We start from the raw sequence: 21,282 nt of genomic DNA on the forward strand, positions 1-21,282 counted from the left end.
GGGGTCAGAGGGCCTTCCCGGGATTGAGCAGGTGCTGGGGGTCGAACGCGTCCTTGAGGCGGCGCTGGAGCGCGCGGGACGCGTCGGAGAGCTCGAGGTCGAGCCAGGAGTGCTTCGCGGTGCCGATGCCGTGCTCGCCGCTGATGGTGCCGCCGAGGGCCAGGGCCTCGCGGACCAGGTCGTCGGCCGCGTCGTGGAGCACGGGCGGCAGCGGCGCCGAGGGGTCCGGGTTGTCCTCGGGGCGCGGGAGCGAGAGCGACGGGTGGAGGTTGCCGTCGCCCGCGTGGGCGACCGCCGAGGTGCGGATGCCGTGCTCGCGGCCGATCCGCTCGATCACCGCGAAGGCGTCGGCGAGGCGCGACTTCGGGATCGCGACGTCCTCGCCGAGGCGGAAGTGCCCGGCGCCGGAGCCGCGGCCCGAGCGGCGCAGCTCCCACCAGTGCTCGGCCTCCGCCTGGTCCTCCAGGACGCGGATCTCGACTCCCGACGGGTCGGGGTCCCCGCCGCCGAGCGCGACGATCAGGTCGTCCGCCTGCTCCGCGATGCCGTAGCCGTCGAGCTCGACGAGCAGCACCGCGCTCTCTCCCGCGGCGACGCCCGCTCCCGTGTTCTCGTCGATGTCCTCGAGGGAGCGCGCATCCAGCAGCTCGCAGGCCGCCGGCCGCACGGGGCTGCGCGAGATCGCGTTCACCCCGGCCGCGGCGCCCGCGACCGTGGGGAAGCGGGCGAGCACGGTGCGTCGGGCGACGGGCAGCGGGCGGATCCGCACGGTCGCCGCGACGACGATCGCGAGCGTGCCCTCGGAGCCGATGAGCAGCTGCGTGAGGTCGAGCCCGGTGACGCCCTTGATCGAGCGGTGGCCGGTGCGCAGCAGCGTGCCGTCGGCCAGGACCACCTCGAGGCCGAGCACGGATTCCCGGGTCACGCCGTACTTCGCGCAGTGCAGGCCGCCGGCGTTGGTCGCGATGTTCCCGCCGATGCTGGAGAGCCGCGCGCTCGCCGGGTCCGGAGCGTAGAAGAAGCCGTGCGGCGCGAGCGCCTCGGAGAGGTCCGCGGTGATCACGCCCGCCTCCACCACGGCGACCTCGTCGAGCACGTCGATCTCGCGGATGCGCGTGAGCCGCTCGAGGCCCAGCACGATCGAGCCGTCGACCGGGGTGGCGCCGCCGGACAGCCCCGAGCCGGCGCCGCGCGGGACGACGGTCGTGCCGGTCTCGTGGGCGAGGCGGAGGACCGTCTGCACTCCCTCGACGTCGCGGGGGAGGGTGAGCAGGAAGCTCGTGCCAGGGGCGGAGGGGACTGCGTGGTCACCCGTGTAGACCGGGTCGGGATCGGTGAGCACGACGTCCTCACCGAGGAGGCCTTGCAGGCGCTCGGCGAGGGCGCGCAGATGCGGCGAGAGGGAGGATGCGTCGGCCGAGGGCGCAGACGCCGGGACGGCCGACGTGTCAGCGGAGGTCGAGGCAGAGATCGAGGTGGTCACGCGGGCTCCACGGGGTCGGCGGCAGGACCGTCCCATCGTGGGGGTCGACGAGTATTAGCGCAACTGATGATTCACATAAGGAGACACGCGGAGGCGTGGTCGCTCCGGGAGTGGGGCGCAGGTCACACGAGGGTTCCTCTCGGGCGGCACCATCGGCCCGGGACTCTCTGTCGGACGGTGCTCCCCGTGGACCCGCCCTCCGCGCAGGCGCATCTCTTCTCCGCGGTCACTTCTCGTGTCGCGCCGGGTCCTCTGACCTGCAGGTTGGGGACAGAGCCCGGACGCCCGGCGAGGACGGGAGACTTCACGACATGCCCCATGCCCTGGCAGATCTCCCGGACGCGCTGCCCCGACCCGTGTTCACGACGCATGACGCCCGCGTCGCAGGCGTGGAGCCGCAGCGCCTCCGCCGCCGGGACGTCACCCGGCTCCGGCAGGGCCTCTACGCGTGCACCGACGCGCTCCGCGCCGGCAGGGTCACGCGCTGGGACGTCGCCGATGCGATGCTGCGCCTGCACCCCGAGGCTGCGCTGGTCGGTCTGACCGCGGCTCGGGCCTGGGGTCTTCCCTGTCCGGGCGACCCCGACATGACCGGACGCGAGCCGATGGACGCGCGCTGGGGGATCCCCACGGTGCACCTCGGCACTCCGAACGCTGCGCATCGCGCGTCCGACGATGTCGTGCAGTGGAGCCGGGTGCCTCTTCAGCCGTGGCAGATCGAGACGGTCGACGGGGTGCGCGTCGCGACATTGGTGCGCACGTGGACGGATCTCGCCTCGGTCCTCGACGACGTCTCGCTGGTCGTCGTGACCGATCGGCTGCGTGCGCGGATCACCCGGGACAGGTTCATGGAACCGACCGACCCGCTGGTGCCCGACGGCGCTCTGATCTGGGCTTCCGGCAGCGGTGTGCACGGCGCCCCGAAGGCCGCGACCGCCTTGATGAGCTCCGGCACCGACAGGCCGAGCGTGCTGCATTCCCGCCTGATGCGCTCGGGCCCCGCGTGGGGACGGGTGCGGTTGAACATGCCGCTGACGGGCGGGGATCCTGACCCGTCCTCCCCTCACTACGTCGCGGTGATGCTGCTGGGACGTGCGCATGCGATCTGGTGGGCGGACCGGGTCTATGCGGTGTTCCGCGAAGAGCCCGTGTGCGCGCCGGGCTGCGAGGACTGCGCTCGCTGCACGCTGCCTTTCGTACCGCGCCTGCTGCCCGTGCGCATCGCCCACGCCCCGGGGCTGCCCGGATGGCTGGAAGTGCGCATTCCCGAGCAGGTGCTCGTCCACGACCCCCGTCAGGTGCAGTTCGCCGTGCGCAATGCCGTGTTGGACCAGCGGCGCGCCCACCGCGCACGGATGGAGCAGGCCGAGTCGCACACCCGGCGCAGGATTCTCGGAGCTCCCGGGACCGCAGAGGAGCTCGGATGGCAACTGGAGAGAGAAGGCGGCACGGCCTGACCCGGGGCGGGTCTCTCGGACGTGAATGAGGTGACGCGGGTGACGCGGATGGCCGGGGTCTCGCACCTCGGGCCGTGCCGTGGCTCGACGCCGGTGTGCCTGCTGGAGCGTTACGAGTTGCGGTGGTTTTTCGATGCTTCGCACGTCCGTCCAAAACCCACCGCAACTCGTAACGCTCGCGCACAAGGGGGGGCTCCTCGACGAGCCGGCCTCGGCCTCGCGCTGCGCAGCCCCTGTGAACCCCATGAAGGAGCGTGCGGTGGAGGGCGTGTTCCGGTGTCACCACGCCTCAGCGCCTCAGCGCCTCAGCGCCTCAGCGCCTCAGCGCAGCGTGGCCAGGGCCCGCCTCAGAGCCCCCATGCCTGCGCGAGGAGCTCGTGCGAGCGCTCGCGATGGGTGGGATCGAAGACCTGCCCGGTGACGATGAGCTCGTCGGCCCCGGTGGCGCGGACGATGGACTCGAGCTGCGCGACGACGGTCTCGGGAGAGCCCACGGCGCGCACGGAGAGCGTCTGGTCGACCTTCGCGAGCAGCGCCGGGTCGGCGAGGCCCTCGAGATCCCGGGGAGGCTTCACCTTCGTGCGCTCGCCGCGCAGGATGCCGAGGAATCCCTGCTGCGCCGAGGTGAACAGGTGCTGGGCCTCCTCGTCCGTGGGTGCGACCAGGACGTTCACGCCGACCATGGTGTGCGGGGCGTCGATCTGGGCGGACTCGGCGTCCGCGTCGAAGGTCCGACGGTAGGCGTCCAGCGCCTGCTCGAACCCGAAGGGCGAGAAGTGCGAGGCGACGGAGAAGGGCATGCCGAGGCGACCGGCGAGCTGCGCGCCGTTCGACGTCGAGCCGAGGATCCACATGGCGACCTCGGTGCCCTCGGCGACCGGGGCGGCGATCCGCAGGCCCGTCGGCTGCTCGGCGCGGGACCAGTCGCGCATCTGCTCGACCGCGGCGATGAACGCCTCCGGCTCGGCCGACGTGCGCGCCAGCAGCTGCGCGGTGAGCGGATCGGTGCCGGGCGCGCGCCCCAGCCCCAGATCGATGCGATCGCCGTGCATCTGCACCAGGGTGCCGAACTGCTCGATGACCGAGAGCGGGGAGTGGTTCGGGAGCATGACGCCGCCCGAGCCCACGCGGATCCGCTCCGTGAGCTGCGCCGCCTGGCCGATGAGCAGGGAGGTCGCATTCGAGGCGAGCGAGACCGTGTTGTGGTGCTCGGCGAACCAGTAGCGGCGGAAGCCCAGGCGGTCGGCGAGCTGCGCGGAGCTCATCGCGTGGCCGATCGCCTCGCGGGCGTCCATCCCCTCGGAGATCGGGACGAGGTCGAGGATCGACAGCGGGACGTGCGGGGTGCGCGGCGCGGAGGATGCGGACGAGCCGCTGGTCTCAGGGGCGGGAGTGCTCATGGAGCCGAGGCTACGCCGCGCCTGGTGAGGGGTGCTGTGCCCTGTGAGCTCTTGAGCGTCGCCCCAGGGAATAGCGAGGTCAGGACCGTTTCGGTGCAGCGGTCACCAGGTCGGATGCTGGTGGCGTGCCGCCATCTGCGCGTACTGCGCCTGCACCCGCTGATTGTGGTTCGAGGCCGCCGTGCAGCCCCAGATGATGCTCGCGATCCACGCGCCCACGCCGATCAGCGGGACCAGTCCGAACAGCACGGTCCCGATCCCCATCGTCAGCACGGAGAGGATGCCGAACACGATCGTCGAGAGCACCAGCAGGCCCACGGTGATGCCGATCAGGACGAGCGCCCCTGTCACGCTCGAGTAGAACACCCCGAAGACGCCGAAGAAGAAGGTGAGGACGAAGGCCACGCCCACGCTCTTCAGCGGCATCACGGCCACCGGCACGGGCATCACGCCGGGCATCGGGCCCGCACCGGCACCGGGGTTCCCCGTCGGCGCGCCGTAGGGCTGGAGGGCGGATCCGGGCGGCGGTCCGCCGGGGGAGGAGTACGGGGCGCCCGCCGAAGCTGCCGTGCCGGTGCGCGGTGCACCGTGGGCGTGCTGTGCGTCGGGCGCGTGCTGTCCGCCTGCCGCGTACGGGTCGAAGCTCCGCTGCGCCGCGTCCGGGGCGTGATGGTGCACGACCTCGCCCGGGATCACGGGATGGGGCCCGCGGTGCGGATCCGGTCGGTCCCAGGGTGACTGGCTCATGAACGTCCCTCGCTCGTCGTGCGCGTGTGCTTCCGTCGCACCCTACGCGGAAGTGCGGGGCTCAGGTCACGTAGCGCGTGGGCTCGGGCTCGACGGGCAGGCCCTGCTCGGTCCACGCGCGGAAGCCGCCCTCGAGGTCCGTCGCCCGGGAGAAGCCGAGCTCTCGCAGGTCGCGCGCGGCGAGCGAGGAGGAGAAGCCCTCGTTGCACACGACGATGACGTCGTCGTCATAGGTGGGCCCGTCGGCCATGCGGCTCGGGCTGAGGGGATCGAGCCGCCAGAGCATGACGGTGTGCTCGACGACGATCCCTCCGGGGATGTGTCCCTCGGCGTCCCGCGTCCAGGGCGTGCGCATGTCGATCACCCAGGCCCCGGCGCGCAGGCGCCCGGGCAGGTCCGCCGGCGCCACGCGCGCCGTGTCGCGCCGGGCCTCGGCGAGGATCTCCGCGATGCTGCGAGCCATGGTGCGCTCCGGGGCGCCCGGTGCCGCGAAGGCCCGGGCGCATCCGGTGTCAGCCGCGGCGGCCCGAGGAGAAGGCCGCGAGTCCGCCGGAGCGGCGCGACGAGCCCTCGCCCGAGCTCGAGGTCGAGTAGGAGGTCACCGAGCCGGAGCCCGAGCGGCCCCCGCGGCCGCGACCGCGTGAGCCCTGGCCCGAGCGCGAGCCCTGCCCCGAACGCGACCCCTGGCCGGAGCGGCCGTCCTGGCCGGAGCGGGAGCCCTCGCCGGAGCGGCCGTCCTGGGAGCCCTGTCCGCGACCGCCCTGGCCGCCGCGACCGCGGCCCCCGGTGGAGCGTCCGCCGCCCTGGCCGCGACCGCCCTGGCCGCGACCGCCCTGACCGCGACCGCCGCCCTGGCCGCGACCGCCGCCCTGCTGGGGCTGCTGCGTCGGGGCCGGCGCGGGCTCGGTGAAGACGCGCTCGCCGGGGGCGAGCTCGCTCAGCACGGGGCTCGTGACGATCACGCCCTCGTGCTGGGCCGGCGTGATGCGGGCCTTGCGCATGAGGTCGTGCACGTCCTTCTTCTGGTCGGGCGTGCGCACCGTGATCACGGTGCCGGAGCCGCCGGCGCGCGCGGTGCGGCCCGAACGGTGCAGGTACGCCTTGTGCTCGACCGGCGGGTCGGCGTGCACGACGAGGGCGACGTCGTCCACGTGGATGCCGCGGGCGGCGATGTCGGTGGAGACCAGCGTGCTCGCGGTTCCCGAGCCGAAGGCCTCGAGGTTGCGGGTGCGGGCGCCCTGGGAGAGGTTGCCGTGCAGCTCGACGGCGGCCACGCCAGATCGGCTCAGCTTCTGGGCGAGCTTCTTCGCGCCGTGCTTGGTGCGGGTGAACAGGATGGTGCGTCCGGGCGCCGCGGCGAGGTCGCGCAGGACGTCGAACTTCGCATCCGCTCCGACCTCGAGCACGTGGTGCTCCATCGTCGAGACCGGGCTGGTCTCCGGATCGGCCGAGTGGGTGACGGGGGAGTGCAGGAACTCCTTCACGAGCTTCTGGACGCCCTGGTCCAGGGTCGCGGAGAACAGCATGCGCTGGCCCTTCGCGGGGGTCTTGGCGAGGATCCGTCGGACCATCGGCAGGAAGCCCATATCGGCCATGTGGTCGGCCTCGTCGAGCACGGTGATCTCGACGGCGCCGAGGTCCACGTGACCCTGGCCCATGAGGTCCAGGAGGCGGCCGGGGCAGGCGACGAGCACGTCGACGCCGCGGGCGATCGCGTCGACCTGCGGCTTCTGGCCTACGCCGCCGAAGACGACGGTGCTGCGCAGGTTCGCGGCGCGCAGCAGCGGCGTCAGCGACTGGTCGATCTGGGCGGCGAGCTCGCGGGTCGGGGCCAGCACGAGGGCCCGCGGGAAGCGGGCGCGGCGCTTGCGCGCGTCCTGCTCGAGGCGGGCGACGAGCGGCAGGCCGAAGGCGTAGGTCTTGCCGGAGCCGGTGCGGCCGCGTCCCAGCACGTCGCGGCCGGCGAGGGAGTCGCCGAGCGTCGCGGACTGGATCGGGGTGGGGGTGGTGATGCCCTGCGGGGCGAGGGCGTCGATGAGGTGCGAGGGCACGCCGAGGCGCGCGAAGTCAGTGGAGGTCACGGATTTCCGTTCTAGAGGACGCGGTCCCGCCCTGCGCGCTGCGGTCCGCTGGTCCGACGGGGGAGACCCGTTCGGCGTCCGACCGGGAGGACCCGGGGACGTGCCCGACGGGGAGTCTCCCCGGGGCTGCGCGCGGACGGCGCGCCGCCGTCGTCGCGCAGTGCGCGGCGAGGCGCGGTGCCATGGCAGGTGGGACGGCACACGAAGTCATCAGCCTACGTCGGGCCCCGCCGTCCGTCCCGATCTGCGGGTCCCGATGTGAGCAACGCACCTGGAGGGCGCGCCCGGCCGGTATCCTCGGCGGATCACCGGGGCGGGGCCGGGGTGGACGGTCTCCGGAACAGCAGGAAGGCGGTGCGCGATGGCCAGGCGCGTGAGCATCAAGGACGTGGCGAAGGCCGCCGGGGTCTCGTGGAAGACGGTCTCCAACGTCGTCAACGACCGGCCCGTCGTCCGGCCCGAGACCCGGGAGCGGGTCGAGCGGGCCATCAGCGAGCTCGGCTACGTGCCGAACACGATCGGCAGGGAGCTGCGCGGCGGTCCGACGCACACCATCGCCCTCGTGCTGCCCGAGCTCTCCAACCCCTACTTCGCCCAGCTCGCGCAGATGCTGCACGTCGCGGCCAAGGAGCGCGGGTACACCGTGAGCGTCGAGCTGTCGCTGGGCCGGGGCGAGGTCGAGCGCGCCCACGTGCGCGGGCGCATCAGCCGCCCGGTCGACGCCGTCGTGATCTCCCCGGAGGCCCTGGACCCCGTCGAGATCCGGGACCGCGGGGACGGGCCGCCGCTCGTGCTGCTCGGCGAGCACCTGCTGAGCGCCGAGGGCGTCACCCATGTCGCCGTCGACAACGTCGAGGCCTCGGCCGATGTGGTCCGCCACCTGGTCGAGCGCGGTTACCGCCGCCCCGTCTTCCTGGGCGGGGAGGCCGAGCAGCGCTCGGCGGGCACCGACCGCCTCGCGGGATTCCGCGCCGCCTGCCGGGCGAGCGGCATCGCGAGCGACCCGGAGCGGATCGCCCACGTGGGCGCGTGGGACATGGCCGAGGGGCGCCGCGCGGTGCTGGACCTCGTGGAGCGCGGTGTCGCGTTCGACGCGATCTCCGCGGCCAACGACCAGCTCGCGATCGGCGCCCTCGCGGGCCTGCGCGAGGTCGGGCTCGACGTCCCCGCGGACGTGGGGGTGGTGGGCTGGGACGACACCCCCGGTGCGCGGCACGCCCACCCCGCGCTGAGCTCGATCGGCCCGGACCTCGACGACCTCATCGCCGCGACCCTCGACGCGGCGATCGGCCCGGGGACGGGCGCGGAGGACGTCACGGGGGGCGGCGCGGGGGTCGGAACGGAGCCGGGCGCGGAGCCGGCCACGGAGCCGGGCACGGGAGCGGGAGAGTCCGACGGGCGGGAGCACGTCGTCCCCTATCGCCTGGTGGCGCGCGAGAGCTCTGCGGGGCCGCGCCGCTGACCATCAGCGTTTCCCACGTTGCAATCCGCGGCGCAGCGGTGTTGACTTGGAGTGCCGGCGCCGTCCGGCCCGCCGATCAGTGCCGATGGAAGGACCACCGTGACCGCACCCGAGCAGAGCCCCGCGAGCGGCCAGCACGCCGAGCCCGAGCTGCCCTCGCACCTGACCGACCTCTTCGCCCGCGCCGACGACCTCGCCGCCGCGCTGGACACCCCGCCGTCGGACGGATCCGCCGACGTCCCGCGCCCCGAGCACCCGCGCCCGCAGCTGCAGCGCGAGGCCTGGATGAACCTCAACGGCACCTGGCAGTTCGAGATCGACCGCGGTGACACCGGGCGCGAGCGCGGACTGCTCGAGCGCGAGCTCGCCACCGAGATCCTCGTGCCCTTCCCTCCGGAGTCGCCGGCCTCCGGCATCGGCGACCGCGACTTCATGGAGGCCGTCTGGTACCGCCGCACGATCGAGGTCCCCGCGAGCTGGGAGGGGCTGCGGCCGGTGCTGCACTTCGGCGCCGTCGACCACGATGCGACCGTCTGGGCCGACGGGGTCGAGGTCGCCCGCCACCGCGGCGGTTTCACGCCCTTCGACGCGGACCTCTCCGGCGCCGTGTCCGCCGGGGGCAGCGTCGAGATCGTCGTGCGCGCCCGCGATTCCCGCCACGACCTGCAGGCGCGCGGCAAGCAGTCGGTGTTCTACGAGGCGAGCCACGCGACCTACCACCGGGTCACCGGCATCTGGCAGACGGTCTGGCTCGAGGGCGTCCCCGAGGACGCGATCCGCTCGCTGCGCGTGGTGCCCTCGCTCGCCTCCCACTCCTTCGCGATCGACGTCCCGCTCTCGCGCAGCACCCCCGGCACCCGCCTGGAGGCCGTGCTCGGCGAGGTCGGCGGCGGCACCGTCGCGAGCGCCGAGGTCCGCGCGGACCTCGACCTCGCCCCGCACCTCGAGATCACGGTCCCCGAGGACCAGGTGCGCGTCTGGGGCCCGGGCGACCCGCAGCTCTACTCCCTCGAGCTGCGCCTCGTGGCCGACGGCGGCGCGGTCCTGGACACGGTCCGCTCGTACACCGGCCTGCGCTCCACCTCGCTGCGCGACCACGAGTTCCGCATCAACGGCCAGAAGGTCTTCCAGCGCCTGGTCCTGGACCAGGGCTGGTGGGAGGACACCTTCATGACCGCCCCGTCGGACGAGGCGATCGTGGCCGACGTCCGTCTCTCCCTCGAGGCCGGCTTCAACGGCGCGCGCCTGCACCAGAAGGTCTTCGAGGAGCGCATGCTCTTCTGGGCCGACGTCCACGGCTACCTGGTCTGGGGCGAGTTCGGCGACTGGGGCGTCTCCGGGCGCGGGCCGACGGGCGACAACCAGCAGCCCACCGCCGCGTTCATCGGCCAGTGGGTCGAGGCGGTGCGCCGGGACATCAACCACCCCGCGATCGTGGGCTGGTGCCCCCTGAACGAGACCCATCAGGTGCGCCACGACCGCATCACCCAGCTGGACGACGTCACCCAGGCGATGTACGACGCGACCAAGCTGGCCGACCCCACCCGCCCGGTGCTCGACACCTCCGGCTACTCCCACCGCGTGCGCGGGGCCGACGTCTTCGACTCCCACTCCTACGAGCAGGACCCCGAGCGCTTCCGCGCGGAGCAGTCCGGTCTCGCCGAGGGGCGTCCCTTCGCCAACCGCCGCGAGCTCGGCGACGGCGAGCTGCCCTTCGCGGACGGCTCCTTCTCCCTGGACTACGAGGGGCAGCCCTACTTCGTCTCCGAGTACGGCGGCATCTGGTGGAACGCCGAGGAGGCGGCGCGCGCCGCTCGCGAGGCCGGCAACAACGCCTCCCAGTCGTGGGGCTACGGGCAGCGGATCTCGAGCGAGGAGGAGCTCTACGAGCGCTTCGAGGGCCTCACGGACGTGCTGCTGGAGGACCCGCTCATGTTCGCCTACTGCTACACGCAGCTGACCGACGTGTTCCAGGAGAAGAACGGCGTCGTGGACTTCCAGCGCGGCCGCAAGCTCGACCTCGCCCGCCTGCGCGCGGTGCAGGAGAAGAGGGCCGCGTACGAGGAGGAGTGACGGGCGCCCGGGCGCGGACGATGACCAGGATCTTTGACAGGAATCGGCAGAAAGCGTCATAGATCCTGGCCAGGATCCGCGGGGTGCCGCATCGGCCGTGTCGGCTCCTGCTCGACCGGCCTGCCCTGCGCGCCCGTTCCCGGCGAGACGGCGGGATGCGCCGCGGCCTCTGTGCGGCACGATGGGTCCATGAGAGCCGTGCGCTACGACGCCTTCCGCACCCCGCCCCGCGTCGAGCAGATGGACGACCCCGCGTGCCCGCCGCGCGGGGCGGTCATCGAGGTGCGCGCGACGGGCGTGTGCCGCAGCGACTGGCACGCCTGGCAGGGGCACGACGACTCCGTCTCCCTCCCGCACACTCCCGGGCACGAGTTCGCCGGAGTGGTCCGCGAGGTCGCCCCCGAGGTCACCCGGTTCCGCGTCGGCGACCGCGTGACCGCGCCGTTCATCCTGTCCTGCGGACGCTGCGCCCAGTGCCGCGCGGGAGCCACCCAGGTGTGCCCCGACCAGCACCAGCCCGGCTTCGACCTCCCCGGCTCCTACGCCGAGCAGGTCGTCGTGATCGAGGCCGACCACAACCTCGTCGCCCTGCCCGACGGCATCGACATGCTCGCCGCCGCGGGCCTCGGCTGCCGCTTCGGCACCGCGTTCCACGCCGTGCGCACCCAGGCTCGCGTGCGCGACGGGGAGTGCGTGGTGGTGCTCGGGTGCGGCGGCGTCGGACTCTCCGTCGTCCAGATCGCGACGGCCGCCGGCGCGCGCGTGCTCGCCGTGGACGTCTCGCCCGGAGCGCTCGAGGCGGCCCGCGCGCTCGGCGCCGAGCCCGTCCCGACCACCCCCGACGAGCCGGCCGACGACCTCGTCGAGCGACTGCTCGCGGCGAGCGGCGGCGGCGCCGATGTCGCGATCGACGCCCTCGGCTCCGCGCGCACCGCGGCCGCGGGCATCCGCTCCCTGCGCCCCCGCGGACGCCACGTGCAGGTGGGACTGCTGCTCGGTGAGGACGCGGACCCCGCGCTGCCGATGGGTCGCGTGATCGGCCTCGAGCTGCAGGTGCTGGGCAGCCATGGCCTGGCGGCGGGGGAGTACAGGGAGCTGCTCGAGGAGATCGCCGACGGGCGGCTGGATCCCGCCGCGCACCTGGGGTCGATCATCGGCCTCGAGGACCTGCCGGAGGCCCTGGTCGGGCTCGGCGGAGCGCCGACGTCGATCGGGATGACGGTCGCTCGGATCTCCTGACCCCTTGACGGGGCCGACCGCCCTGCTTACTGTCTATAGCGCATATAGACAGTAAGTACGCGCGGTGACGCGGCATCACGGCCATCACTGCCATGGCGCGGCCGCGCACCGCAGGAGCAGGGGAGGGGGCGAGCAGGATGCAGCTGCACATCGATCCGGGATCCTCCGATCCCATCTACGAGCAGATCCGCGCCGCGCTCGCCGCCGCGATCCTGAGCGGCGAGCTCGCGAGCGGTGAGGCCCTGCCCTCGATCCGCACGCTCGCCCGCGACCTGCGCGTCAGCGTCATCACCACCACCCGCGCCTACAACGAGCTCGTGGCCGACGGTCTCGCCGACTCGGTGCGTGGCAAGGGCGTGTTCGTGCGCGCCCAGGACCCCGACGAGCTGCGCTCACGGGCGCTGGACCGCATCGAGCGATCCCTCGCCGAGGCGGTCGACGCGGCGCGCTCGGTCGGGATCGACGACGCGACGCTGCGCACGATGCTCGGCCGACGGATCGAGGAGGAGCGATGAGTCCGAGGGGCACAGGACCGAGGGGCGCAGGACCGAGGCGCCCAGAAGCGAGGGGAACGGGACCGAGCAGCACGTCGTCCGTGCCCGCCGCGCCGGAGCGCGCGGAGGCGCACGCCGCGGGACACGACGGATCGCCGGCGCCCGCCGTCGCGGTGCACCGCCTCGGTGTGAGCATCCCGAGCCCGGAGAAGCCGTACGGCGATCCCGTCCGCGCGCTGCGCGGGCTGACGTTCACGGCTCCCGCCGGCCAGGTCACGGGCCTGGTCGGGGCGAACGGAGCGGGCAAGACCACGGCCCTTCGCGCGATCGTGGGCGCCATCCGGGCGACGTCGGGGCGGATCGAGGTGCTCGGGATCGAGCAGGGCGCGGCGCAGACTGCTCCGCCCGAGGGCCTTGCCTCGGTGCCCGATCCGCACGGCTACCCGGAGCACTGGACGGCCCACCATGTGGCGCGCCTGCGCCGGGCGGCGATCCCCGACTTCTCGGTGCAGGACTTCGGACGTCGGCTGCGGTCCTTCGGGGTGTCGCTGGACCGCCGACTGCGGGATCTGTCCGACGGGCAGGCGGCGCTGTTCGGCGTGGCGGCGGCGCTCGCGCAGGATCCTCGGCTCCTGATCCTCGACGAGCCGCTCGCGCGCCTGGACCCCCTCGCGCGGGAGCGTCTCGTGGACCTGCTGCGCGACCTCATGGCGCGGGAGCGGCGCTCCCTGGTGCTGAGCACCCACGACCTGGACGGCATGGACCGCTTCATCGACCACCTCGTGGTGATGGCGGACGGCGCCGCGGTGCTCGAGGGGTCCGTCGAGGATCTGAAGGAGGAGTTCCTGGTGGTGGGGGCTCCCGCGCCGACGGACCACGAGAACGGACTGCCCGGGCTCGTCGGCTCGGAGGAGATCAGCGGCACCACCTGGGCGCTGATCGCGGCCGAGGAGGCCGTCGGGCTCGACACCGAGGTGCAGCTGCATCGGCCCGAGCTGAACGATCTGGTCACGTATCCGCTGCGGGCGGCGGCCTCGAGAGGTCGCGCGCACCGCACGATCGAGGAGGGGACGGCATGACCGCATACGACGCAGGATCCGCACACGCGGCGGGCGCTTCCCGATCTGCGCGGGCCGCCGGCCCCGCGCACACCTCCGCATGGCGTCGCGCCCTGGCGGCGGACCTGCGGCTGAACGCCGAGACGTTCGCCGGCACGGTGATCCTCTCCGTGCTCGCGCTCGTCCTCGCGGTGACCGTCACCGACGTGATGGCCGGCATCGCGCCCGTGTGGGGAGTGCTCGCCTGGTACCGCTACGGCCGCCAGGACACCGCCTCGCGCACCGAGCTGTGGGCGAGCCTGGGGATGTCCCGCGCCGATCGCGTCCACGGCCGCGTCGCGCTCGTCGCCCTCGAATCCGCCCTGATGGTGTTCGTCTCCGCCGCGGGCACCGCTCTCACGGTCCTGGCCGGGCACGCGCCGGCGATGGTCGACGGCGTGACGACGGGCTGGGACCTCGCGGGCACGACGGTCTCGGGCATCGCGACGGCCTCGGCCACGATGGTGCTCGCGGCGATCGTGCTGGGACCCGAGTGCACGACCCGCAGGCCGGGCGTCTCGATGTTCATCCTCAGCATCCTCACCTACATCGGAGCGGCCATCGTCCTCTCGCTCATCGCCATGGTGATCGTGCTCCCTCTGAGCCTCGTCGTCTCCTCGGCGGCCCAGACCGCGGCGACGTGGGTCATCGCGCTCATCGCCTTCGTCATCGCGCTGATCGGGGCTCTCGTGCTCCGACGCGGAGTGCGTCGCTGGATCCGTGATCTGGATTCGCAGGACGAGGGCGCCGTGCCCGCGCACCGGCGGAAGCGCCGCGTCGACGGGGGCGGGCGCACCGCCTGATCCCGTCGGCCCGACCCGTCAGACCCATCTGTCAGGCCGACCCGTCAGACCGGCCCGACAGGGTCCGCCCTCACCTCTCGACGATCTCCCGTCCGGCGCTGCGGCGCACGGTGCGGTAGAGCGACGTGGTGGCGATCGCGAACACGATCACGCCGAGGATCATCGCCGGGGTCGCGAAGCCGTCGCCGACGATCGCGAGCGGGGCGTCCTTCCCCGTCGCGGCGACGATGCCCGCGAAGACCACGCCGAACAGGCTCTCGCCCACGATCATGCCGGTCGCGAGGAGTGTTCCCAGGCGCCCGGCGAGCTCGGGACGCTTCGAGCGCCTGGCCCAGCGACCGTAGAACAGGCCGATCACGGCGCCGACCACGATCAGCAGGGTCGTGCTCATCGGCAGGTACATCCCCATGCCGACGCCGAGCGGCGGCAGCGCGAGGCGCGAGCTGCGGGCCTTGAGGATCTCGTCGATGATGATCGCGACCAGGCCGATGAGGGCGCCCATGCCGATCAGGCCCCAGTCGAGGTCTCCGCCGAAGATGCCCTTGACGAGCGACGCGATGAGCGTGGCCTGCGGGGCGGCGAGGGCGTCGGGCCCCGCGCCCGGCGCGCCCTGGAAGCCGAAGGCGGTGGACATGAGCCCCAGCACCGGCGGGATGATCAGCGAGCCGAAGCCCACGCCGATCACGAGCGCGACCTGCTGCTTCCACGGGGTCGAGCCGACGAGCTGACCGGTCTTGAGGTCCTGCAGGTTGTCGTTGGAGATCGTGGCGATGCCGAACACGATCGCGGTCGTGAACAGGGTGAAGGCGACCAGCGCCGCGGTCTGCGAGGGGTCGGAGCCGTGCACGAGCTTGATGACGAGCGCCGCGGTGATCGCGACCAGGATGCCCACGCCGGAGATCGGCGAGTTCGAGGAGCCGATGAGGCCGGCCATGTACCCGCACACGGAGGCGACGAGCAGCCCGGCGATCAGCACGTAGAGGATGCAGACGGCGATCAGGCCGCCGGCGCTGTGCACGAGCGCGGTGTCCTTCACGAACAGCCACAGCATGATCCCGATCGGGATCATCGAGACCACGGTGATCACGGCGACCAGGGTGAAGGGCAGGTCGCGCTCGGTCTTCTCGACGGTGCCGCCGCCGCGGCGGGCGATCGTCGAGGCGAGGGAGCCGCGGATCCCGCCGATGATGGGGCGGGCGATCCGCACGAGGGTCCAGATCGCGGCGATCGCGATCGCGCCCGCGCCCACGAAGCGCACGTCGCCCGAGAAGACGGTGTCCACGGCGTCGGCGATCGCGCCGGTGGCGGGCAGCTGGCCGCTGGACATGATGGGCAGCAGCACGCCGTAGGAGACGACGAGGCCCACGAGCATGGCGATGCCCACGGTGATGCCGACGAGGTGGCCGACGCCGATGAGGGCGAAGGAGAGGCTCGCGCCGATCATGGTGCCGCCCGAGCCGATGCGGAAGGCCGCGGTGACGGAGCTGCTGATCGCCTGCAGTGCGGCGACCAGGGCGTAGGCGGCCGAGGTGATGCCGCCCAGCAGGATCGCGTGCAGACCGCGCCGGTTCTCCTCGGCGCCGCCCTCGGCATCGCCGACCTTGAGCACCTCGGCGCCGGCGACGCCCTCGGGGTAGGGGAGGTCGGAGCCGGTGACCAGGGCGCGGCGCAGCGGGATCGAGTACATGACGCCCAGCAGGCCGCCCACGGCGCACAGCGCGACGGTGGTCCAGTACGGGAAGCCGCTCCACCAGCCGACGACCACGAGCCCCGGCAGCACGAAGATGATCGCCGAGAGGGTGCCCGCGGAGGAGGCGATGGTCTGCACGATGTTGTTCTCGACGACGCTGTGGCGCCGGAAGAACCTCAGCACGGCCATCGAGATCACCGCGGCGGGGATCGAGGTCGCGAACGTCAGGCCCGACTTCAGCCCCAGATAGACGTTGGCGGCGGTGAAGACGAGGGTGATGATCCCGCCGAGGATCACGCCGCGCAGCGTGAGCTCGCGGACCGAGGGCGCGGCCGTCGCGCGCGTCGACTCAGTGGTCGAGGACATGGATGCTCCTTGTTCGCGGAGCATGGACGCGCCCCGACGACCGGTCACCGTACTCTTCCCCGGCTTCCGCGGGGTAACCGAGAACACCTCCGCGTGACCAACTCTCCGCGTCGGCCGGGGATCGCTCCTGCTGTGCGCTGTGGAACGATTGGGCCATGACGATCACCGCTGCGGCCGACGGGTCTGCGCTCGGAAACCCCGGTCCGGCGGGCTGGGCCTGGTACATCGACGATCAGACCTGGCGGGCCGGCGGGTGGCCGCACGGCACGAACAACATGGGGGAGCTCAAGGCGGTCCTCGACCTGCTCGAGGCGACCGCGGTGGACGCCGACCAGCATCTGCACGTGCTGTGCGACAGCCAGTACGTCATCAACTCGGTGACCAAGTGGATGCCGGGCTGGAAGCGCAAGGGCTGGCGCAAGAAGGACGGCAAGCCCGTCATGAATGTGGATCTGCTCAAGGCGATCGACCGGGCCCTCGCCGGCCGCAGCGTCGAGTTCGAGTGGGTCAAGGGCCACGCCGGCCATCGCATGAACGAGGCCGCGGACCGCCGCGCGAACGGCGCCGCCGTCGCCTTCTCCAAGAAGCAGGACCCCGAGGTCGGCCCCGGCTATCGCGCGTCCGACGGTGCCGGGGGAGACGCAGCGGGAACCACGGCGCCTGCGTCCACCCCGCGTCTCTGCCTGACCCCCGACAGCTCCGCCCCTGCGGATTCCGGCACCGACGACCTGTTCAGCCTCTTCGACGCCGACCGCTCCGCTCCCGAGCCCTCTGGCGCGGGAGCCCTCGAACCGCAGGCCACCGGCCCGTCGGCTGGGTCCTCTGCCGGGTCCTCCGCACGCTCCTCCTCGCCGGCCTCCGCCGACCCGGACTCGGCTCCCTTCGAGGAGATCGTCGCCCGCGAGCAGGTGCTGCTCAGCGACCTCCTGCGCAAGAACCCCGAGCGCGCGGCCGAGCTGTTGCACCCCGATTTCACGGAGATCGGCACGTCGGGCCGCACCTACGACCGCGAGCAGGTGCTGGCCGCCCTCGCACCCGTGCCGGGCCTGCGCGCGCGAGAATTCATCGCCGAGGAGATCGCCGACGGGGTCGTGCTGCTGCGCTTCGTCACCGCCGACGCCCGCGGCGCCCAGCGGCGCTCGTCGCTGTGGGTGCGGGTCGACGGGACCTGGCTGCTGCGCCACCACCAGGGCACGCCCGCGCAGCACGAGCCCGTGACGGACGGTCCCGCTCAGGGCATGTCCTCCTCGCGGTGACGCTGCGATGACCGTCCTCGCCGACACCCCGCGCTGGGAGCGCCACGGCATGCTCTGGGGCCACCTGGTCTCCGACGCCTCGCTCGCCGAGCTGCACGAGGCGGCGGCGCGTGCGGGGCTGCACCCGCGCTCCTTCGACCTCGACCACTACGACTGGCCCGAGCAGGCCAGGCCCGGGCTCGAGGGTGCGGGGGTCGAGTTCGTGGGCAACAAGGAGCTCACGCGCCGTCTGCTCGCGAGCGGTCTGCGGGTGCCCGGTGCCCGGCGCGCGCAGGCGCGGCGCGAGCGCACGGCGCGGGCCGCCGCGGAGCTGGGGCTCTGGGCCGACGAGGTCCCGCACGACCTGGTGCTGGGCCTCGAGGGGCACGTGGACCCGCTGCCGCCCGTCGGCGCTGCGCCCGAGGGTGCCTTCCGGCTCGGCAGCGACGACGCCTGCGGTCAGGTGCGCGTCGAGGCGCACGACGAGCTCGGACGCATCGCGGCCCGCGAGTTCCTCGCCCGCGCGAACGCGCTCTCGCAGCAGCTGACCGGGCACACCTTCGTGGGCCAGGTGCTCGACGCGCCCGAATGGCCGGGCTCCTGAGAGGGCCGGTCAGCCGCGCCCGTCGTCCTCCGCGGCCCCGTCGCCGGTGATCGTGCTGGTCTGATCGGGCACGACCACCTGGTCGGGCGTGAGGTCCGCGGCCTGCAGCTCGACCCGGAAGGTGGCGCCTCCGCCGGGCGTCTCGAGCACCCGGATCGAGCCGTGGTGCTGCTGGACGATGGTCGCGGCGATCGAGAGTCCCAGGCCCGCGCCGCCACCCTGCGCGGCCGAGCGCTGGCGGGAGACGTCGGTCCGGTAGAAGCGCTCGAAGACCTTCTCGCGCTGGTCCTCGGAGATGCCCTCGCCGTGGTCGCGCACCTCGATCGCGACGGTGCCGCCGTCCTCGCGGCCCACGGCGATCTCCACCGGCGACCCCTTGGGGGTGTGGCGGTTGGTGTTGCCCACGAGGTTCAGCAGCACCTGGCGCAGCGAGGGCTCGTCGCCCTGCACGCCCACGGGGATGTGCGGGCTCACCGACAGCGGCGTGCCCGAGAGGGAGACCACCATGACCTGACGAGCGGGGTCCAGGGCACGCAGGTCCTGGGCGACGTCGAAGATCGCGTCGGTGACGTCGAGGGGCTCGAGGTCCATCTCGGGGTTCTCATCCAACCTGGCCAGGCGCAGCAGGTTCTCCACGAGGGAGCCCATGCGGCGGGCCTCGTCCTCGATGCGGCGCATCGCCGAGGCCACGTTCTCGTCCCCGCTGAGCGCGCCCATCCGGTAGAGCTCGCCGAAGCCGCGGATCGCGGCCAGCGGCGTGCGCAGCTCATGGGAGGCGTCGCCCACGAAGCGCCGCATGCGGGCCTCGGACGCGGTCGCCTTCTCCTCGCTGTCGGCCTGCGCGATGAAGGACTGCTCGAGGCGCACGAGCATCTCGTTCAGGGAGACCGCGAGGGCGTTGACCTCCTGGCTGGTGTCCGTCACCGGAACACGGCGCGAGAGGTCCCCGGCGACGATCTGGGAGGCGACCTCCTCGACGTCCCGCAGCGGCTCGAGCGCGCGGTGGGCCATATAGCCGCCGGCCCCCATGCCCACGAGCACCACGAACGTGCCCACCAGCACGATGACGAGTGCCATCTCCCGCATCGTGCGGTCCACGCTGTCCAGGGGCAGGGCCACGAAGACACTGCCGCCGCCCGTGTCGCCGTCGACCATCGCCCGGACCCGCCAGCGGTTGCCGTCGGTGTCGATCATGGTGAACGGCTGCCCGCCCTGCTGCTTCACCTGCGCGACGGTCCAGGCGGGGAAGGAGAGATCCACCGAGCTGTCGTCGTGGTAGTTGTCGTTCCGGTAGATCTGCTTGCCGTCGTCGTCGTGGACGGCGACCACGAAGTCCACCGGGGCGTACGAGGCGTGGTGGTCCTCGGTGTCGGAGTCGTCCGCATCTCCCGTTCCGTCGGACCCGCTGGAGTCGTCGAGACCCGCTGCGGCGACGCTCACGATGCCCTGCATGCCCGTGCGCAGCTCGCTGTCCTTGGACTGCATGAGGGTGCGGTGCAGCAGCGTGAGCGACAGCGTGCCCGTCAGCAGCGTGCCCAGCACCAGCACGAGCGAGATCAGCGTGACCAGCCGCGTCCACAGGGACACGGGCCGCTGGGCGTTCAGGGTCGGGAAGGACACGGGGAGCGGATCAGCGGCCCTCGGCAGAGCGCAGCACGTAGCCGATGCCGCGCTTGGTGTGGATCATCGGCTCGCCGATCACGTCGATCTTGCGGCGCAGGTAGGAGATGTAGGACTCGACGATGCCGACCTCGCCGGACCAGTCGTAGTCCCACACGTGGTCGAGGATCTGGGTCTTGGAGACCACCCGGCCGGCGTTGAGCATGAGGTAGCGCAGCAGCTTGAACTCGGTGGGGGAGAGGTCGATGGCGATGTCGCCGCGGTAGACCTCGTGCGAGTCCTCGTCGAGGCTCAGATCGCCCACGACCAGCGCGCTCTCCACGGTGTCCTCGGCGCCGCCGTGCGTGCGGCGCAGCACGGCGCGGATCCGTGCGACGACCTCCTCGAGGCTGAAGGGCTTGGTGACGTAGTCGTCCCCGCCCACCGTGAGGCCCTGCACCTTGTCCTTGGTGTCGTCCTTGGCGGTGAGGAAGAGGATCGGGTACTGCTCCCCGCGGTCGCGCAGGCGCCGGGTGACGGTGAAGCCGTCCATGTCGGGGAGCATGACGTCCAGCACCACCAGGTCCGGCTGGTGCTCGGTGGCCTCGCGGATGGCCTCATTGCCGGTCGAGGCGGTGAAGACCTCGAAGCCCGCGAAGCGCAGCGAGGTCGCGAGCAGGTCGCGGATGTTCGGCTCGTCGTCCACGACGAGCAGACGGGCCTCGAAGTTCTGATCCTGGTCTGTGGTCATGGCACCACCGTGAACCGCACGGGTGGGAGTTCCCTGGACGTGCGCTGTGCACAGCGCACGTCCAGGTCGGTTTTCCGGGAGATCCCGGACACGCTCCCGGGAACCGGGACGAGGATCGGGCCGGGGATCGGGCCGACGAGGGGCGCCGGCTCAGCGGTCCAGCATGCTCTGGATCTTGCCCTGCTGCTTGCGGAGCTTCCTGATGGTGCGGCTCTGCTGGAACATGCGCACGGAGCCGACCAGTGCCATCACCAGAGCGCCGGCGATCGCCGCGAGCAGCATGGCGACCCCCAGCGGCAGGGAGAAGTCGGCGGTGAAGTAGTGGAAGTTCGCCGCGTGGTTGTTCTGCAGGATGAACACGAGCAGCAGGATCAGCACGATGGCGCCGAGCACCAGGGCGATCCACACGCCTGCCGTGCGCTTGCCGGAGGTCGGGACGTCCGAGACCTGCTCGCGGGGCGCCGTGCCGGTGCGGCCGGAGGTGGCGTCCCTGCCGCCCGGGGTCTTCTGGCCGCCCTCGCGCGAGGTCTCCGGCGAGGTGGGGGCGTCGAGGCCGCCGGTCGTGCCCGCTGCGGGGCTCTCGGGGGCGCCGCTCGGGCGCGGCTCGCGCGGGGTGGTGGGGGTGGAGTCGTCGGGGGAGGTCATCGCGGGCTCCTCGGGGAAGACGGGGACGAGCGCGGCACGGGGCCGCACGGGACACC

At 72.7% G+C, this 21,282-nt stretch carries 18 protein-coding genes; 9 read left to right on the forward strand and 9 right to left on the reverse strand.

Going from position 1 to position 21,282, the window contains the following annotated elements; all coding sequences use genetic code 11:
- Nucleotides 1–4: 4 nt before the first annotated feature.
- Nucleotides 5–1,483, reverse strand: a complete 1,479-nt coding sequence (locus tag M4486_RS18595; RefSeq protein ID WP_249478806.1) for an FAD-binding oxidoreductase — start codon at nt 1,481–1,483, stop codon at nt 5–7.
- Between the two features lie 311 nt (nt 1,484–1,794).
- Between M4486_RS18595 and M4486_RS18600 the strand changes: the two genes are divergently transcribed.
- Nucleotides 1,795–2,940, forward strand: a complete 1,146-nt coding sequence (locus tag M4486_RS18600; RefSeq protein WP_249478807.1) for a hypothetical protein — start codon at nt 1,795–1,797, stop codon at nt 2,938–2,940.
- Between the two features lie 347 nt (nt 2,941–3,287).
- On the opposite strand, the gene M4486_RS18605 is transcribed toward M4486_RS18600, so the two are convergent.
- The 4 genes from M4486_RS18605 to M4486_RS18620 all read right to left on the reverse strand — a co-directional run bounded on the left by M4486_RS18605 (nt 3,288) and on the right by M4486_RS18620 (nt 7,168).
- A complete protein-coding gene (locus tag M4486_RS18605) occupies nt 3,288–4,340 on the reverse strand; it encodes an LLM class flavin-dependent oxidoreductase (RefSeq protein ID WP_249478808.1) in 1,053 nt (350 codons plus the stop codon).
- Between the two features lie 102 nt (nt 4,341–4,442).
- Nucleotides 4,443–5,087 carry a hypothetical protein gene (locus M4486_RS18610; RefSeq protein WP_249478809.1) on the reverse strand — a complete coding sequence of 215 codons (645 nt, stop codon included), beginning with the start codon at nt 5,085–5,087 and terminating at the stop codon, nt 4,443–4,445.
- 61 nt (nt 5,088–5,148) lie between these two features.
- Entirely contained in the window at nt 5,149–5,550 is a 402-nt protein-coding gene (locus tag M4486_RS18615) for a rhodanese-like domain-containing protein (RefSeq protein ID WP_249478810.1), read from the reverse strand.
- Nucleotides 5,551–5,599: 49 nt separating this feature from the next.
- Entirely contained in the window at nt 5,600–7,168 is a 1,569-nt protein-coding gene (locus M4486_RS18620) for a DEAD/DEAH box helicase (protein ID WP_249478811.1), read from the reverse strand.
- 361 nt (nt 7,169–7,529) lie between these two features.
- On the opposite strand from M4486_RS18620, the gene M4486_RS18625 reads away from it, so the two are divergent.
- From M4486_RS18625 to M4486_RS18650, 6 genes are all read left to right on the forward strand, one after another.
- Nucleotides 7,530–8,630: a LacI family DNA-binding transcriptional regulator gene (locus tag M4486_RS18625; RefSeq protein WP_249478812.1), complete on the forward strand. Its 1,101-nt coding sequence runs from the start codon at nt 7,530–7,532 to the stop codon at nt 8,628–8,630.
- 285 nt (nt 8,631–8,915) lie between these two features.
- The gene (locus tag M4486_RS18630) at nt 8,916–10,703 is read left to right on the forward strand and encodes a glycoside hydrolase family 2 protein (RefSeq protein ID WP_249481176.1); all 1,788 of its coding nucleotides are present in this window, start codon (nt 8,916–8,918) and stop codon (nt 10,701–10,703) included.
- A gap of 189 nt (nt 10,704–10,892) precedes the next feature.
- Nucleotides 10,893–11,942, forward strand: a complete 1,050-nt coding sequence (locus M4486_RS18635) for an alcohol dehydrogenase catalytic domain-containing protein (protein WP_249478813.1) — start codon at nt 10,893–10,895, stop codon at nt 11,940–11,942.
- 137 nt (nt 11,943–12,079) lie between these two features.
- On the forward strand, nt 12,080–12,457 hold the full coding sequence (locus M4486_RS18640; protein ID WP_249478814.1) for a GntR family transcriptional regulator: 378 nt from the start codon (nt 12,080–12,082) through the stop codon (nt 12,455–12,457).
- Between the two features lie 167 nt (nt 12,458–12,624).
- The gene (locus tag M4486_RS18645; RefSeq protein ID WP_249478815.1) at nt 12,625–13,515 is read left to right on the forward strand and encodes an AAA family ATPase; all 891 of its coding nucleotides are present in this window, start codon (nt 12,625–12,627) and stop codon (nt 13,513–13,515) included.
- Nucleotides 13,512–14,336, forward strand: coding sequence for a hypothetical protein (locus M4486_RS18650; RefSeq protein WP_249478816.1), 825 nt, complete (start codon nt 13,512–13,514; stop codon nt 14,334–14,336). Before M4486_RS18645 ends, M4486_RS18650 begins: the two co-directional genes overlap by 4 nt.
- 70 nt (nt 14,337–14,406) lie before the next feature.
- Here M4486_RS18650 and M4486_RS18655 read toward each other — a convergent pair whose 3' ends face one another.
- Complete coding sequence (locus M4486_RS18655) at nt 14,407–16,392, reverse strand: OPT family oligopeptide transporter (RefSeq protein WP_249478817.1); 1,986 nt, start codon at nt 16,390–16,392, stop codon at nt 14,407–14,409.
- A 155-nt stretch (nt 16,393–16,547) separates the two neighbouring features.
- On the opposite strand from M4486_RS18655, the gene M4486_RS18660 reads away from it, so the two are divergent.
- Nucleotides 16,548–17,648, forward strand: coding sequence for a ribonuclease HI family protein (locus tag M4486_RS18660; RefSeq protein WP_249478818.1), 1,101 nt, complete (start codon nt 16,548–16,550; stop codon nt 17,646–17,648).
- A gap of 7 nt (nt 17,649–17,655) precedes the next feature.
- The gene (locus tag M4486_RS18665; protein ID WP_249478819.1) at nt 17,656–18,231 is read left to right on the forward strand and encodes a DUF4031 domain-containing protein; all 576 of its coding nucleotides are present in this window, start codon (nt 17,656–17,658) and stop codon (nt 18,229–18,231) included.
- 9 nt (nt 18,232–18,240) lie between these two features.
- On the opposite strand, the gene M4486_RS18670 is transcribed toward M4486_RS18665, so the two are convergent.
- From M4486_RS18670 to M4486_RS18680, 3 genes are all read right to left on the reverse strand, one after another.
- Entirely contained in the window at nt 18,241–19,851 is a 1,611-nt protein-coding gene (locus M4486_RS18670; protein ID WP_249478820.1) for a sensor histidine kinase, read from the reverse strand.
- 10 nt (nt 19,852–19,861) lie between these two features.
- The gene (locus M4486_RS18675; protein ID WP_200503455.1) at nt 19,862–20,581 is read right to left on the reverse strand and encodes a response regulator transcription factor; all 720 of its coding nucleotides are present in this window, start codon (nt 20,579–20,581) and stop codon (nt 19,862–19,864) included.
- 150 nt (nt 20,582–20,731) lie between these two features.
- Nucleotides 20,732–21,226 carry a LapA family protein gene (locus M4486_RS18680; RefSeq protein WP_249478821.1) on the reverse strand — a complete coding sequence of 165 codons (495 nt, stop codon included), beginning with the start codon at nt 21,224–21,226 and terminating at the stop codon, nt 20,732–20,734.
- Nucleotides 21,227–21,282: the final 56 nt, after the last annotated feature.

Source organism: Brachybacterium kimchii (assembly GCF_023373525.1).
In the GTDB taxonomy this organism is placed as follows: domain Bacteria; phylum Actinomycetota; class Actinomycetes; order Actinomycetales; family Dermabacteraceae; genus Brachybacterium; species Brachybacterium kimchii.